Annotated in this window: 20 protein-coding genes; all 20 read left to right on the forward strand. The window is 35.8% G+C overall.

Annotation, left to right across the window (positions count from 1 at the left end):
- Nucleotides 1–17 precede the first annotated feature (17 nt).
- The gene (locus tag BN2746_RS05365) at nt 18–443 is read left to right on the forward strand and encodes a terminase small subunit (RefSeq protein ID WP_055078762.1); all 426 of its coding nucleotides are present in this window, start codon (nt 18–20) and stop codon (nt 441–443) included.
- Nucleotides 430–1,674, forward strand: a complete 1,245-nt coding sequence (locus tag BN2746_RS05370; RefSeq protein WP_055078763.1) for a PBSX family phage terminase large subunit — start codon at nt 430–432, stop codon at nt 1,672–1,674. Before BN2746_RS05365 ends, BN2746_RS05370 begins: the two co-directional genes overlap by 14 nt.
- Nucleotides 1,675–1,676: 2 nt before the next feature.
- Nucleotides 1,677–2,975: a phage portal protein gene (locus tag BN2746_RS05375; protein WP_055078764.1), complete on the forward strand. Its 1,299-nt coding sequence runs from the start codon at nt 1,677–1,679 to the stop codon at nt 2,973–2,975.
- A complete protein-coding gene (locus BN2746_RS05380; RefSeq protein ID WP_055078765.1) occupies nt 2,962–4,302 on the forward strand; it encodes a minor capsid protein in 1,341 nt (446 codons plus the stop codon). The genes BN2746_RS05375 and BN2746_RS05380 overlap by 14 nt, the downstream gene beginning before the upstream one ends.
- Entirely contained in the window at nt 4,280–4,498 is a 219-nt protein-coding gene (locus BN2746_RS05385) for a hypothetical protein (RefSeq protein WP_055078766.1), read from the forward strand. Before BN2746_RS05380 ends, BN2746_RS05385 begins: the two co-directional genes overlap by 23 nt.
- Before the next feature lie 248 nt (nt 4,499–4,746).
- Entirely contained in the window at nt 4,747–5,301 is a 555-nt protein-coding gene (locus BN2746_RS05390) for a DUF4355 domain-containing protein (RefSeq protein WP_055078767.1), read from the forward strand.
- An 11-nt stretch (nt 5,302–5,312) separates the two neighbouring features.
- Nucleotides 5,313–6,191, forward strand: a complete 879-nt coding sequence (locus tag BN2746_RS05395) for a hypothetical protein (protein WP_055078768.1) — start codon at nt 5,313–5,315, stop codon at nt 6,189–6,191.
- Nucleotide 6,192: 1 nt separating this feature from the next.
- Nucleotides 6,193–6,555 carry a phage head-tail connector protein gene (locus BN2746_RS05400; RefSeq protein WP_055078769.1) on the forward strand — a complete coding sequence of 121 codons (363 nt, stop codon included), beginning with the start codon at nt 6,193–6,195 and terminating at the stop codon, nt 6,553–6,555.
- Nucleotides 6,552–6,884: a hypothetical protein gene (locus BN2746_RS05405; protein WP_055078770.1), complete on the forward strand. Its 333-nt coding sequence runs from the start codon at nt 6,552–6,554 to the stop codon at nt 6,882–6,884. The genes BN2746_RS05400 and BN2746_RS05405 overlap by 4 nt, the downstream gene beginning before the upstream one ends.
- Entirely contained in the window at nt 6,874–7,230 is a 357-nt protein-coding gene (locus BN2746_RS05410; protein WP_055078771.1) for an HK97-gp10 family putative phage morphogenesis protein, read from the forward strand. Before BN2746_RS05405 ends, BN2746_RS05410 begins: the two co-directional genes overlap by 11 nt.
- Nucleotides 7,231–7,383: 153 nt before the next feature.
- A complete protein-coding gene (locus BN2746_RS05415; RefSeq protein ID WP_055078772.1) occupies nt 7,384–7,629 on the forward strand; it encodes a hypothetical protein in 246 nt (81 codons plus the stop codon).
- A 3-nt stretch (nt 7,630–7,632) separates the two neighbouring features.
- Nucleotides 7,633–8,133, forward strand: coding sequence for a phage major tail protein, TP901-1 family (locus BN2746_RS05420; protein WP_055078773.1), 501 nt, complete (start codon nt 7,633–7,635; stop codon nt 8,131–8,133).
- Between the two features lie 44 nt (nt 8,134–8,177).
- Nucleotides 8,178–8,579, forward strand: coding sequence for a tail assembly chaperone (locus BN2746_RS05425; protein ID WP_055078774.1), 402 nt, complete (start codon nt 8,178–8,180; stop codon nt 8,577–8,579).
- Between the two features lie 68 nt (nt 8,580–8,647).
- Nucleotides 8,648–8,917, forward strand: coding sequence for a hypothetical protein (locus tag BN2746_RS05430; RefSeq protein ID WP_077064957.1), 270 nt, complete (start codon nt 8,648–8,650; stop codon nt 8,915–8,917).
- A gap of 4 nt (nt 8,918–8,921) precedes the next feature.
- The gene (locus tag BN2746_RS05435) at nt 8,922–12,707 is read left to right on the forward strand and encodes a phage tail tape measure protein (RefSeq protein ID WP_055078776.1); all 3,786 of its coding nucleotides are present in this window, start codon (nt 8,922–8,924) and stop codon (nt 12,705–12,707) included.
- A gap of 10 nt (nt 12,708–12,717) precedes the next feature.
- Nucleotides 12,718–13,560, forward strand: coding sequence for a distal tail protein Dit (locus tag BN2746_RS05440; protein ID WP_055078777.1), 843 nt, complete (start codon nt 12,718–12,720; stop codon nt 13,558–13,560).
- A complete protein-coding gene (locus BN2746_RS05445; protein ID WP_055078789.1) occupies nt 13,557–13,949 on the forward strand; it encodes a hypothetical protein in 393 nt (130 codons plus the stop codon). The genes BN2746_RS05440 and BN2746_RS05445 overlap by 4 nt, the downstream gene beginning before the upstream one ends.
- Nucleotides 13,901–15,664, forward strand: coding sequence for a phage tail spike protein (locus BN2746_RS05450; RefSeq protein ID WP_082420214.1), 1,764 nt, complete (start codon nt 13,901–13,903; stop codon nt 15,662–15,664). Before BN2746_RS05445 ends, BN2746_RS05450 begins: the two co-directional genes overlap by 49 nt.
- A complete protein-coding gene (locus BN2746_RS05455; protein ID WP_055078791.1) occupies nt 15,664–16,053 on the forward strand; it encodes a hypothetical protein in 390 nt (129 codons plus the stop codon). The genes BN2746_RS05450 and BN2746_RS05455 overlap by 1 nt, the downstream gene beginning before the upstream one ends.
- Before the next feature lie 19 nt (nt 16,054–16,072).
- Nucleotides 16,073–16,216, forward strand: coding sequence for a hypothetical protein (locus BN2746_RS09035; RefSeq protein ID WP_156331316.1), 144 nt, complete (start codon nt 16,073–16,075; stop codon nt 16,214–16,216).
- Nucleotides 16,217–16,250: the final 34 nt, after the last annotated feature.

The following is a 16,250-nucleotide window of genomic DNA, read 5'->3' on the forward strand; positions in this document are numbered from 1 at the left end:
AGAAAGGAGCTGATGGTATGGCTTTGACGGCTAAACAAAAGCGATTTGCTGATGAGTTTATCATCAGCGGAAATATATATCAGTCTGCGATTAATGCGGGTTATTCTGAAAATTATGCAAAGGCTCAATCTTGTAAGTTGTTGGAAAATGTTGGAATAAAAACATATATAGAGGACAAGGTAAAAGAGATTGAGGATGAAAAGATAGCAAAGCAGGAAGAGGTATTAAGGTATTTAACTTCTGTTTTAAGAGGAGAAGAAACTGAGGAAGTTTTGATTGGCACTGGGAAGGGTCGACAAAGTGTTACAAGTGTGGAAGTTTCTGCGAAGGACAGAATAAAAGCTGCTGAACTTATTGGTAAGCGTTATTGTTTGTGGACGGACAAGCAGGAGATGGACGTTGATATGAGTTTAAAGGTTGAGGTTGATTATGGCGACGATTAAGGTTGATTTTAATAAATCCTTTAAACCTGTCCACGAGTCTACTTGTCGTTATATTGCCATGAAGGGTAGTGCAGGTAGTGGTAAGTCTGTAGACACGGCTATGGGTTATATTTTACGTCTTATGAAGGACAAGGGAAGAAACTTACTTGTGATGCGTAAGTCGGAAGTGACAAATAGGGACAGTACTTTCTCTGAGCTTTTAAGTGCAATTTCAAAGATGGGAGTTGACCAATATTGGAAAAGTACTTTATCGCCTTTAAAGATTACTTGTATCAATGGCAATTCTATAATTTTTAGGGGATGTAATGATGAGAAACAACGAGAGAAGTTAAAGTCAATCACTTTTGAAAAGGGAAAACTTACTGATGTGTGGCTTGAAGAGGCTACGGAGTTTACTCAGTCGGATTTTGAGATTATAGATGACCGTCTTAGAGGAGAATTACCTGAAAATCAGTTTTATCAAATCAAGCTTACTTTTAATCCTGTGAGTAAAAATCATTGGATAAAGGAGGCTTTTTTTGATAGGGTTGATAAAAATGTTCTGGCACACTCTTCAAGCTATTTAGATAATCGCTTTATAGATAAGGCTTATCACGAGCGTATGGAGCGTAGAAAAGTTTTAGATCCTGACGGTTACAGAATTTATGGATTAGGCGATTGGGGAGAAGTTGGCGGACTAATACTTACAAATTATGAAATAAAAGACTTTGAATATACTTTTGATTACTTTGATGATGTTGCTATGGGTCAAGACTTTGGATATAATCATGCGAATTGTATTTTGTTACTAGGATACAAGGACGGAGATATTTATATTTTAAAAGAGCTTTACGTTTATGAAAAAGATACATCTGAGATTATAGATATGGCAAAGAAGTTTTCAAAGGATGTGACCATGTGGTGTGACTCTGCGGAGCCTGACAGAATTAAGATGTGGCGAAGGGCAGGGTACCAAGCGAAGGCTGTGAGTAAGGAAACTACAAGAGGACAGAAGTATCAGTCGGTACAGATTGATTGGTTAAAGCAAAGAAAAATATTTATTCATCCTTCATGCGTAAATACTTTGAAGGAGATATCGCAGTGGAAGTGGAAGAAAAACGAAGTCACGGGAGACTATTTAGATGAACCTGTGGCTTTTTTTGATGACGCAATGGCAGCCCTCAGATATGGTGTTGAGGGCTGGAGAAAAAACAAGAGGGTTAAACTTAATATTTTGAAAGGGGGGATTTAGGTTTGGGAAAGGAATTTATATTTCCTGGTGAAACTCTTGAAAAAGAGGATTTGATTAATTTTATCGATAAGCATAAAGTGCTTAGGGAAAGATATGATGTTCTTGACTCTTATTACAAGGGTCAACATAAAATTTTATCACAGGAAGAAAAGCCTGATTACAAGCCTGATAATCGAATTGTGGTAAACTACCCTAAGTATATTGTTGATACTTTGAATGGATTTTTTATGGGAGTTCCAGTAAAGGTTTCTCATGATAATGAAGCTGTTGATGATTATTTAAAGGGGTTATCAAGGATTAACAATTTGGAGGACAACAATTCTGATTTGAGTAAAAAGTGTTCTATATACGGTCATGCTTTTGAGCTTTTATTTTTAGATGAAGATGGCGAAGTTGGAATTACTCAGATAAGTCCTAAGGAGTGTTTTATTATTTATGATGACTCTATAAGGCGAAAGGCTATTTATGGAGTGAGGTATAGGGAAGATGAAAATGGCAATATCGAGGGTACAATATCGGACTTTGAAATAATTAGATATTTTAATATTGAAAAGGGATCTTTAACTTACACTGATGAAATTAGGCATTATTTTGGCGAAGTTCCAATTGTTGAGTATGTGGAAAATGAAGAGCGTATGGGGGCTTTTGAACCTGTGGAGACTTTAGTAAATGCTTATAACAAGGCGATTTCTGAAAAGGCGAATGATGTTGATTATTTTGCGGATGCATATTTAAAGATACTTGGTGCAAGACTTGAAGAGGAAGATTTACAAGTTATAAGGGATAACAGAATTATTAATCTTTCTGCTGAGGACACTGACAAACTTATTGTGGAATTTATGGAGAAGCCTAATGCTGACAAAACACAGGAAAATTTAATTGATAGGCTTGAAAAGCAAATATTTGCGATTTCTATGGTGGCAAATATCAATGATGAAAATTTTGGAACAACTTCTGGAATTGCTTTAAAATATAAACTTTTATCTATGACAAATCTTGTAAATACTAAAGAGCGAAAGTTTATGAAGGCTTTTAATCATAGGTATAGACTTATAGCAAATTTACCAAATTCAAAGATTAGTTATGATGACCTTGTAGGTATTACTTATAAGTTTACAAAAAATATTCCTCAAAATACTTTAGAAGAGGCTGAGATTGCAAAGGGTCTTAGGGGAATTGTATCTAATGAAACTCTACTTGAGAACTTGTCTATGATTTCAGATTCAAAGGCTGAAGCTTTAAGGTTAAGGGAAGAAGAAGGTTATAATCCTGGGTTAGATTATGAGTATGAAGAAGAATAATCTTGAATATTTAATTAAGAGAGAAAAAGAGTATCAAGAGTATTTGAAAAAGACAGACCAGGCTTATGATGAAAAGTTGATTAGACTTTATAACCAGGCTATGGATAGGATTGCAAGGGAAATTGAAAGGCAGTATGCAAACTATGCAAAAGGCGAAGGTATAACCATTGATGAAGCAATGGATAAGGTTTCAAGGTTTGAAGCTGAAGAGTTTGAAGAAAAGGCAAAGAAGTATGTAAAAGAGTTAGACTTTTCAGAACGTGCAAATTATGAACTGAAACTCTATAACCTTAAAATCCGAACAAGTCGCTTGGAGCTTATGAAAAGGGAGATGTTACTTGAGACTATAGCTCTTGCGGATAAAGAGTCTAAGATGTTAGAAAAAAGGCTTGGAGAAATTGTAAGAGAAGAAATTAATCGACAGTCTGCAATATTAGGGCTTTCAAAAGAGGTTAGACTAAGGCTTATAAAGATTGCTGCGGTAATAGTTGCAAGTAATTTCCACGGTGCAAATTTCTCTGATAGGATTTGGGCAAATAGGGAAGAGCTTCAAAAACAACTGGAGATTGGGCTTACAAGGACAATCTTACAAGGTGAAAACCATATGTTGTGGACAAAGAAACTTGAAAATCTTATGACTGATAACGGAAAGCAAAATGCACTTTATAATGCGAAGAGAATTGCATCTACTGAAGTGTCAAGGGCTTTTTCTGAAGCATCACTTGCAGCTTATAAGGAAAGTGGTTTTAAAAAGTATATCTGGATTGCTGAACAAGATAGTAGGACTTGTAGCATATGTAATGCTCTTGACGGCGAAGTCTTTGATGTTGATAGGTCTATAATAGGATCTGATACTCCACCGGTACATCCATTTTGTAGATGTACGACGGCAGCTTATGAGGAAAGGAATATGGATGAAGACAAGGAATTGGGGTATAATATAGATATACCAGAAGAATTAAAAGATTTTAATCTGGATATGGATATTGGAAAACAAAAGAATCATATATATGGAACAAATGAATTCAAGCAAAGGATAAAAAACGGTATAGAACCATCGCATTTCAAAAACTCTATTGATGAAGTAGAAAACTCTTTACGTCCATTAATTGGGTCTGGAACTATAAAAGGAACAAAAGAAGGAACTTTGAAAGAGATAATAGAGGTAAATGATTTACGTTCTTTTGTTTTAAATAATAATGAAAATAAACTTTACAAAACAAATGCTATAACACTAAGGTATAACAAAACAAAAGGGTGGCATGCGTACCCAGATTATCCAAGTAAGTTAAGGGGAAATAAAAATGAAAACAATAAGAATAAGTGATTTAGAAGCTGATTTATTTATTGGAGACTATGTAGACAGAAAAGTTAAAATATTTATGAAAGAAAAATCTATAATTGAAGGTATTATAGAATATTATACACATGACGAAGAGCCTTTTATAAACTACCTGGCTATTAAAGATAGATTTGAGTTGATTGAGTTCAACGAAATTGAAAAAATAGAATTATTAGACTAAAGCACACTAACTATTTTGAGATTAGAGGTGCTTTTTTATTGCTTAATCGTGAGCTAATCGTGCGAAAATATAATACTAATGTTGATATCTACACGAATTAATCGTGTAAAGATATAAGGAATTTCGCGTCTTTAGGAAGAAGACAAGACCTGGATAAGTCTATAAACTGTCTATTTTTTGTCCAAGCATTTATGACATTAAACTATATGGAAAGTTAAGCATTGAAACTAAAAACTATGGAGGAAGATATGGAAGACGATTTAAAGGAAACTGTTGAAGAAAAGGAAAAGACTAAGTCTGAAGAGCAAGACGAGAAAAAGGAAGCACAAAAAAAAGCTGAGGAAGAAAAGCCTATAAAGGAGTTGAAATACTCTGATGAGGATGTGGATGAGATTTTAAATAAGAAATTTGCTAAGTGGCAAAAACAAAAGGAAGATGAAATCTCAGAAGCGAAAAAGCTCGCTGATATGAGTGCTGAAGAAAAACTCGAACATGAAAAAAAGAAGCTTGAAGACGAGCTTAACACTTTAAAAGCTGAAAAATTACATGGTCAGATGAAGGATAGTGCAAGAAATATTCTTTTAAAGGAAGGATTATCTTTAGATGATGGATTACTTAATTCTTTGGTTACTGAGGAAGCTGAAACCACAAAGCAAAACGTGGACAACTTTGTAAAACTTTTTAAATTTGAAGTTGAAAAGGCGGTAAATGAAAAGCTTAAAGGAAGGACTCCTAAGTCTATGGAAAGTTCTGATAAATCTGGTGATGTATGGTCTCAAATTAGTAAACGATACAAAAAATAAGGAGTATTAAAATGGCAACAAAGATTTATACAAAAGAATTTGCAAAAGTTTTAAATGATATTTATGAAGCGCAACAACATTTTATGGCGCCTTTTGGTGGCAATCTACAAGTTGTAGATGGTATTAAAGCGTCTGATACTTTTATGTCTGTAAAAATATCAGATGTGGAAGTGACAATTCAAGATTATGATACTGGTGAAAATATCGCATTTGGTACTGGTACTGGCAAATCAACAAGATTTGGAGAAAGAAAAGAAATCAAATCTATTGACAAAAATATTGAGTTTGAAGCACCACTTGCAATCCATGAAGGTGTGGACTCTGTAACTGTAAATGACGATGTAAACCAAGTAATCTCTGAGAGAACTGCAGCTCATGCTGAAGCTTGGGTTGAACATGTTAATGGCTTACTTTCAAAGGCACTTTCTGCTAATGCTGGAAAGACTTTAAAAGCAGTTGAACTTTCAAAGGACGGAGTTGTTGCAGCTTTTGATGAAGCATCTAAGGAATTTACTAATAACAAGGTATCAAGAAGCTTAGCAAGATATGCTTATGTGACACCTGATGTTTACAATATTTTAGTGAACAACGACTTAATCACAACTGCTAAAAATTCAAATGTAAATATTGACACTAACGAACTAAAAATGTTCAAAGGTTTTGTAATCGAAGAAGTTGCGGATGAATATTTCCAAACTGGTGAAAATATTTACTTTGCAGCTCAAAATGTTGGTGTTGCTGGTATTGGTCTTGAAATCTACAGAATTTTAGATTCTGAAGACTTTGCAGGTGTGGCAATCCAAGCTGCAGCAAAATATGGAAAGTACATTCCTGAAAAGAATAAGAAGGCAATTTTAAAAGCTAAACTAAAAGCACCAGTAGGAGCATAGTATGGATATATTGGGTAGGGCCGAAGCCTTAATATTTATAAACAAGGGCCAATCTGAAGAGGAGAAGGCCCTGCTTAGTGCAATCGGTGACTTAATCACCGATAAGGTCATGAGAAGGATTACAAAATATATTCCCGATACAAAAGAGATTCCAAAAGTGCTGGAATATGCAATTGTTGAAGCAATAATCAGTCGATACAATCGCATTGGTACTGAGGGAATGTCAACTGAAATGGTTGAGGGTCACTCAATGACCTTTGAAAAAAATGACAAGGCTATGGAAGACTTAATGGCTGAAGTTGATGACTGGATAGATGATAATTTAGAAGACTCTACGATAAAAAAGGTCGTGAGGTTTCTATGAGATATGATGATAAGGTCGTCTTTATAAGTGAGGTTGAAGGAAGTTACGACTCAAAGACTGGAAATTATACGGACGGTGGGGAAGTAGTTTCTAAAGAATACTTTGCTAAAATCACGGATGCATCAAGGGAGTATCTTAATCTTATGTATGGTGGATTAAGAAAGGGTGTGTATGTAGTTAGAATTAAAAACTTGGTGAAATTCAAAGACGACTTCTTAAAAGTAATTGGTGGAAGATTTAAGTCTGACAACAAGTATAAAATCATAGACCATAGGATACTTAGAGGAGAAACTATATTTTATGTAGAGGAGCTTACAGGTGAAAGTTGAGTTTAAGGGCCTTGAAAAGATCATTAAAGATATGGCGACTGTAACTGAAGTCGCTATAAAAAGTGAGATGGCAAAGGCTGTAAGGGTAAGCACTTCAGAATGTCAACAACACGCTAAAAGCATAGTTCCAGTTGATACTGGAGACTTGAAGAAGTCCATAGGGATAAATATTTATCATGATGGACTTATTGGAGAGGTAGAGCCGACTATGGACTACAGAGTATATGTAGAGTATGGTACAAGGTTTATGGCGGCACAACCTTATATGAGACCATCATTTTACAAACAAGAACCAATATTCAAGAAAGATATGGAAAAAATCGTAAAAAAATATACTAAGGGGTGATTAAGTGTCACCACAACAAGAAATATTTACAAAACTTAGGGAGTTAGGGTTTAAGATAACAAAGAACACTTTTGATTATTTACCGGGAGATGTAAAATATCCTTTTATTTTTATAGGGGAACAATATTCAACGGACCAGGCGAATAAACAGCGGTGTTTGGCTATGTAGACAGTACAATTCACTTCTACAGCAATAATCCAAGGGCAAGGGGAAGTTTAACAAGCCTTATGGATGATTACATCTCAATGCTTAGAAAGACAGTAGAAGCTGAAAATTACTACTTGACAATCTTAAGTCTTAACTACAGAGTGATCACTGAAAATATAGAGAACTCAAAGGAACAGCTTCTACATGGAATTGTAGAAGTAAGACAACACTTTGCACATAAAGGAGAATAGAATATGGCAGAATTAAAACCTATAAAAGGGATTGATCAAATCCTTTTATTTAGAAAACTTGGCGACAAGACAGCAGCTACAAAGCTTGCATTTCAAACTGAACACTCTATAGAATCATCTATAGATGGTGGAGACTCAACAGCGACAAAGGACGGTCCAATTACATCACCTGGAACTGTTGCAGAAGAAATTCCTTTCACTTCTATAGCTGCAAGGGGAGACGGAACAAGGGAATTACTTGAAAAGGCACACAGAGACCAAGAGCTGATTGAAGTGTGGTCAATTGATAGAGGTGCAGAAGCTAAAGATGGGAAGTATCCTGCAACTTACAGACACTGCACAGTGAGTGAAGTTTCTATGTCTGCAAATGCTGAAGACTTAATGGAACTTACAGGAACTCTTGTAACTCAAGGAACACCTCAAGAGGGAATGGCAACACTAAGCGAAGAACAACAACAAGTTATTCAATACAAATTTAAAGACACAACAGAAATTACAGGATAGAGAGCTTTTAATAGGCTCTCTTTTTATTTAATAAAGGAGATAGTATGCAATTAGAAATTAATAAAAGACTATACGATATTTACTTTGGAATTGACGCCTTGGCAACATTAAATAGAAATTACGCTCTTATGGCTGAGGGAATGAACACTAATGAAGTCATTGGAGAAGGGCTTAACTTCTTATACTTTGGACTTGAAGCTTTAAACCCTGTTGCTATAAAGAATTTTATAGTTGCTGGGACAAGCACTTTAAAGTCTAAACCATCAAATATAGATATTGACAACTTTACAGTTGATTTAATAGAAAATGATAAATTTGATGATTTTTGCAAGGAGTGTATGGATTTTTTAGAGAATGCACCTCTTACAAGAAAGAGACTGCAAGAGGTAAAGGCGACTCTTCAAGAGGAGAAGGAAGCGAGAAAAGAAGTAAAGAAAAAAGCTTAACTTATTTTGAAATACTTAGCGGTATTTTAAGATATTATCCTAACATGTCAATTCTTGAAGTAAAGAGATTGACTTTAGCTGATGTAGAAGTGCTTATGCAAGCTGCAAGGCTAAGGCAAGTTGACTATGAAAATGAAATCCATATGCAAGCCTGGGCTAATCAAGCTGTTCAAGCTACAAAGAAACAAGGCAAGAACAAGTATGTTTCAATTTATCGAAGTTATAAGGATTTTTATGACTATGAAAAACATATTGATGAGGCTTGGAATGGAGAGAAAAAGGAAGAAAATAACAATGAATTTTTTGAATTAATGAGAAAAGCAAACGCAAGGAGGTGACAAAATGAGTGATTATAGTGTAAAGGCCATATTTAGCGCAGAAGACAGAGGTTTTTCCAAGGCTTTTGAAAAGGCGGGAGCAATGGCAGGTGCTTTGAGTGCCACAACTGGAAAGAAACTTGAAAGCATCGGAAGTTCCTTTGCTGATGTTGGGAAAAATGCAACGATTGGATTTACTTTACCTTTAGGTTTAGGATTTAAAAAAGCTGTAAGTATATCATCTGAATTTGAATCAGCAATGACTGGAGTTAGAAAGACTACCAATATGACTGATGAGGAGTTCGCTAAGATGTCAAAGTCGGTGCAAGAAATGTCTAAGGTTTTACCTGCTGGAACTACAGAAATTGCTGGAGTTGCTGAAGCTGCTGGACAGCTTGGTATTAAGAAAAAACACTTATTGGACTTTACAAAGACCATGATTGACTTGGGATACTCAACAAACTTGTCTTCTGAAGAAGGAGCGGTAGCACTTTCAAGATTTGCAAATATCACACAAATGTCACAAAAGGACTTTGGAAAATTAGGATCCACAATTGTTGACCTTGGAAATAACTTTGCGACTTCTGAAGCTGAAATTGTAGATATGGGACTAAGACTTGCAGGAACTGGAGCGCAGGTAGGACTTACTGAAGCTCAAATTATGGGGCTTTCTACAGCTATGAGTTCTGTAGGTATTAGAGCAGAAATGGGTGGTTCAGCCTTTTCAAGGGTAATGCAAAAAATGAACACGGCTGTAATTTCAGGTTCAGATAAATTAGAAGGCTTTGCAGCAGTTGCAGGTATGAGTGCTGAAACATTTAGCACTATGTGGAAGGAAAAACCACAAGAAGCAATAACAGCATTTATAAGTGGACTTGGATATGCAAAAGACCAAGGACTTGACACAATATCTATGCTAAAAGAACTTGGAATTAATGGAATAAGAGAAGTAGATACACTTCAAAGACTTGCAGGTGCTGGAGACTTGCTATCTGAAGCCTTTGAAACTGCAAAAGATGCTTGGAAAGATAATATCGCATTAGCACATGAAGCTGATATGAAATATCAAACCTTTGAGTCAAGAATGGCAATGGTAAAAAATAGGCTTGACATTGTAGGAAAAGCTATAGGAGACAGGTTAAAACCAATAATTGCAGACTTTGCTGAAAGGTTAGCAACTTTGGCTGAAAAATTCTTAAACTTAAGTCCGGGAATGCAGGATTTTATATTAAAAGTCGCGTTAATTGCAGCTGCAGTTGGTCCAGTGCTTTTAGTAATAGGAACTTTAGCAGGAGTAGTGGCTAAGGCTATGAGTGGTTTTGCAGCCTTTACATCGACTTTAAAAATCACATCAGCAGGTTTAAAGATGACTTCTATTGCTGGTGATGGATTTGGAGCGTCTCTTGGAACGGTAATTGGTAAAGTAATAGCCTTAGCAGGAAAATTTGCTCCTGTAATTGCTGCGATTGCTCTTTTTGTTGGAGCTTTAAAACTTGCATGGGAACACTCTGAAGTGTTTAGAGAGACGGTCGGAAATGTATTTGAAGAAATCAAAAGTTCTGCTTCTAATTTCGGAGAGACAATCGGGAAAGCTTTTGGAGTATTAAAAGAATCACTTGCTCCAGTAGTCGAGGCTTTAAGGCAATTGGGACAGATAATTGGGCAAAGTTTAGGACCTGTTTTTGCTACTATTGCTGAAATAGTTGGGACTGCGGTAACAAGTGCATTTAATTTGTTGGGAAGTGCAGCAAGTTTAATAGCTTCTGTTTTTAGCAGGTTATCTCCTATTTTGACTGGAATCATCTCAATTTTTTCAGGACTCGCAAGTATAATTGGTTCTGTTTTAGGACCTGCATTTTCTGTTGTTGGAGCTATAGCCCAAGCGTTTATTGTTATCTTCGAATTTGTCGCTAATTTGATTATAAAACTTGGCGATGCCATCATGAATAAACTTGCACCAGTTTTTGATTTTGTTGGAAATATCATGACAAAAGTCGGCGGTGCGATGGAAACTGTCGGTGGCAAAATATCCGGAGTTATGGAAAAAATAGGACTTGGTTCTAAAAAGACATCGAGTGATTTTGAAAGTATGCATGAGTCAACAAGTCAAACTTTTGATGGCATGGTTTTAAAAGCTAATGAGTCGAGTACTGGAGTTTTAAATGCCTTTGACATTTTAAGAACGGGAAGTGTAGAAAAATCTACATCAATGAGTACAGAACTCACAGACCTTTTTACTCAAATGAGTATGAATATGTCTGAAGAGTCTAAAGCTATGGGCGCAAGTGTAGTATCTGCTATGACTGAAATGGGTATTGGGTCTGTTGAACAAGCCAATGCACTTGTACAAGATGTTGGTTTAAAATGGGAGGAAATGGCATCCTGGACTGATACTCAATGGGCTTTTGTAAGGGATACTATAAGTGCAAAAATGTTTGAAGCAGAAGCTGGTTCTACAAGTGGAAGTAGTGATATTGCAAATAGTATTAATAGCGATTGGTCATCTATCTCTGTGGGCACAGACCAAACTTGGGACGATATTAAAAGCACAATTTCTCAAGATATGGAAGTATCAAAAACGAGTGCGACTACAGAAGCAAATGAAATTAGTTCAAGTATGAATGAACAGTTTGGTTCTGCAAAAACTGCGGTAGAAACTAATACTCAAGCAATTTCTCAAGCTGTTGCAACTTGTATGTCTCAAGTTTCGAGTCAAACAAAAACAGATCTTTCAAATATTGCTGCTTCATTTAAGACAAATTTCTCTAATCTTTCTAATATAGTGACTACTGCAATGACTCAAATAAATCAAAGCATAAAAACAAATATGCTACAAATAGGACAGATTTCAAAGACAACCCTGTCTCAGATGAGTCAAGTAATTAAGTCATCAATGTTAAAGATGAGTAGTGACATAAAAAATACAATGAACCAGATATCAAATGAAATAAAAAATTCTATGAGTAATATAAATAGTGGGATTAGAAATTCTATGAACATGATGAGCCAGTCAATTAAAAGTTCAATGAACCAAGCTACTCAATCTATTAGAACTGCAATGTCACAGATGAACCAGTTAATTAAAACAACGTTCACTCAAAGTGGAAATGAAATAAAAAGATTTACTTCTTCGGCAACTAACACCATCAAGCAGTTTCTTACACAAACATTACAGTCAACAACTCAAGGCATGAATGCCATGAGACAAAGTGTAAATGCTGGAATGAACAATATAATTAGGGAACTATCAACTGGAACTCAACGAGGGGTACAAGCTGTTAATAGTCAACGTGGAGCTATGGTATCAGCTGGTAGAAATCTATCTTATGGTTTGGCGAGTGGTATAAGCTATGGAAGGTCAGCTGTAATAAGAGCAGCTATAAGTGTTGCAACAAGTGCGATAAGAGCTGCAAGAAGTGCCTTAGGTATACACTCACCATCAACAGTCTTTAGAGAAATGGGAATTAATACTGGTAAAGGCTATATCATAGGTAACGACAGAATTAAAAAGAAGGTAATAGAAAGCACAAAATCTATAGCCCAAGGAGCTATAGACTCATTTAAAAATGTGCCTAAATCTTTACAGTCTACGATGGATAGTATGATGAATTTAAAACCTATAAGGCTTGATAACCAAATAAACTCTGTACAAACTATTGCAAATGGTCTTGATATGCCAAGCATGGATAAGGAAGCTATGAGTTTAGATCTTAATTTACACTTTGGAAATCACGCTTTTAAGTTACTTGTAGATGATATTAGCAAGGCTCAAGGTAAGGACTTTGAACTTGTGGAAGCGTATGGATACTAAGGAGGGGAATATGAAGCAATATAAATTTACTGATACAAATGATACTGTAATGTACAATCCTCCAAGAATCCTGACCTTTGTTGATGACAATTGTCTTGATACAAGTATTCCAAACTTTGAAACTCTTACAGTTGAAGGTAGAGAAAATCTTGGAAGAGATGTGGAATCAATTAACTACAAGTCAATCACTGCTGGAGGTAAGAAACATTCTTCCAGGTCTTTTGATAATATGCAACATCAAAACAAATTGTTATCTTCTTCAATCACTTCAAGAATTATAAGGATTAACTACAAGATAACTTCAAGAAATGACTATGAGTGTAGAAGAAACTGGGAGAAAATCGCATACTTCACTAACAGGGAAGATGTGACTCTTAGGTTTAGTGATGACAAAGACTATCAATATACTTCTGGAACTCTTATAGGTGTGGGAGAAGTGCCAGGTAGTGTTAATTCTGCTATATCCTATCTTGAGTATGAATGCTTAGATCCTTTTAAGTATGAAAGAGTACTTCAAAGGTGGAACTTTACAAATAGTTCTACTTTCAAGTATTGGTCAATGTATGGTGTGATAATTGAAAGAATTGAAATCACTTTAAAATATGGTACTTCAAATGTCGCAGTAAATAACGACACAACGGGAGCATATATAAAAATGAGTGGAAGTTATAAGGCGGGAGATACTATAATCTTTGACCTTTTAAATAATCAAGTACTAAAAAGTACTGGAGAAGATATTACAAGTCAAATGGACTTTGCATCATACCTTGAGGACTTTACACTTGATATGAATGATATGATTTCCACAACTGGAGGAGCTGTAAAAGTCTTCTATAGGAGGCGCCTATTATGATTATTTTGATGGATAGAAAAGAAAATCAAATTGGTAGGCTTTCCATAAAAGATATAAACACAGCAACTCAAACTGAGGAACTGAATGGATTGACAAAGTTTTACTTTACAATCTATCTTGATGCTGTAGACAAGATGAAAGGTGTTGAATATGTGGCGCATAGGGAACTTAGAGATAGGCACAATGTGGCAGTGTATAAGATAATCAACTCAAAACCTACAGCACAAGGCTATGATTATGAGTGTATCCATATAGCACATGATGAACTTTTGTCCTATGGATATGTGAGGGAAAGTCGTATGACTGAAACAACTGCTGCGGATGAACTTGGAGAAAAGATATTAAAGGCAGTAGGTGGAAGGTTGGTAAGGCTGATGAAACTGAATTAAAACCGTGCTACTTCTACGACAACTCCAGGATTGAGTGTATATCTAAAATACTTGAAACTTGGGACGTAGAACTGCAATATAGAATAAACATAGCAGGGAACAAAATTACTGGAAGATATGTAGATATTGTAAGACAACGAGGAGAAGATACTGGACGAAGATATGTGTATGGATCCAACGCTTTAGAAGTAGTCAAGGAAGAGTCACAAGCCGGACTTTATACTGCTGTAATCCCAAGAGGTAAAGGAGAAGAAAAGGAAGATACAGGTGGATTTGGAAGAAGAATTAATATAAAGGAGGTTACTTGGAGTAAGGCAAAGGGAAATCCTCTTGACAAACCAAAGGACCAAGAATACCTTGAAATTCCTGAAATGACTGATAAATTTGGTTATCCTGATGGCTCAGCAAGATTTAAGGTTGTAGTTTATTCTGATGTTGAAAAGCCTGAAGATCTAATACAAAAAGCCTATGCCGACCTTGTGGCAAACTCAAGACCTCTTGTAGAGTTTAAATCTCAAATTAGAGAGACTGATCCTTTAAATTTGGGAGATACAGTTGGAATAATAAGAAGAGATTTAAATATTTTTTATAAGACCAGAGTCTTTAAAGTAACAAGAGATATAAAGGCTGGAGTAACAACTGCAGTTGAACTTGGAGACAACATCACTAAAACACAGGCTGACTTTAACAAGTCCATAAGGAAAAATATTACTGAGTCAATGGAAGACACCAGGAATGAACTTGGAAACTCTATAGCTGAAGCAGTAAAAGAACTACAAAGCATGATAACTGACACCATGTTTGATGATAATGCCAACTGGTACTTTTTAGAGCTTGGCAACAAGTGGGGTTATCCTCCAGGTTTCTACACCTTAAACAAGCCTATAGACCAAAATCCAACTAAGGGGGTTTATATCGGTGGTGGAAAGATGGGAATTTCAAACTCTACTGATATAAATGGCAAGCTAAAATGGACAACTTGGGCAACTGGTGATGGTATAGTAGCTGATGCAATTACTACTGGGAATTTAAACGCAAGCCTTTTAAAATCCGGAACAATCGACGCTAATTTAATAAGGGCTGGAATGTTAAAAGGTGGTAACGTCAATTGGAATTTAAATACCGGAGAATTCAATATAGGAAGCGACTTAACCTATAAAAATGGAGTGTTGGACTTGAACGGGGCTTTAATAGTCAAAGAAATCAACGCGCAAAGTAATAGAATTGATGGAAGTAACTTAACTTTAAATGGAAATACTAAGGTTATGGGCGACTTCTCCGTCTCTGGCTCTGCTCTCTTTGGGACGATAAATGCAAGTAGTATCAATGTAACAAACCTTAACGCTGACAACTTGAGTCGTGGAACTGTGGAAAGACCCTATGATTATGGGAAGATGAAAAATGACTACTACGACTATGACCTAAAAGGTAACTCTGTAGCTTTTAATGGAAATTCAAGTTACATCACTATAAAAGATACTGGAGGAAGAGGTCAAGTTGATATCAATGGTACTGTGGCAGCAAGGGGTACTAACTACGATTATGAGCTAAACCGTGGTGGACTACATGGTAGATATGGAAGTATGATAGGTCAAAGTGAAGTAGCTACGCAACTTAAGGGACCAGGCATGGAATCACCATCAATAACAATAGACACTTCAGGAATTGTAAGGATAGGAAGACTCTTCGTAAATGGGAAGGAGATTACAGGCTAATGCAAGTAAATTTATTAGGTAATGTCGTAGATGATAGAACTGGCACGGTAAACGTCGCCTTTGAAATCAACGACATATTAAACAACATAAGATATAGAGGAGACCTTAACGTCTCTCAAGAAGAATATAACAAGGCTTTTATGCAAGGTGGGATTGCCCCGCTTGTACTTGAAAAGCTTTCAAAATCGGTAGTAGGTGACGACTCTGTAAGTAAGGGTGTGACTCTACTTAAAGAGCAAAGAGAAAGGGAATTGCAAAAACTAACAATGGAACTAACCATGATGATTGCACAGGCTTTGACACCACAAATGCCACCACTGCCAGAGGATAAAAAAGATGACAATAATACTGATATTGATACTGATACTTCAAGTGTCGATACTGAATAAAATTATAGGGAGTGATAAAATGTATAAATTATCAAAAGACAGCTATGTAGTTTTAGCGTGGGTTACAGCAGTAAAAGTCCAAGGATATCCACTTGATAAAGTTCCTGAAATCTGTGGACTTAAAGAAATTGTAACTGAAATCGTAAAAGAAGATGAGGCTTAGAGCCTCTCTTTTTTTTCATAAAAAGGAGAAATTT

It is taken from the genome of Lagierella massiliensis, assembly GCF_001407835.1.
GTDB classification, from domain to species: Bacteria; Bacillota; Clostridia; order Tissierellales; family Peptoniphilaceae; genus Mediannikoviicoccus; species Mediannikoviicoccus massiliensis.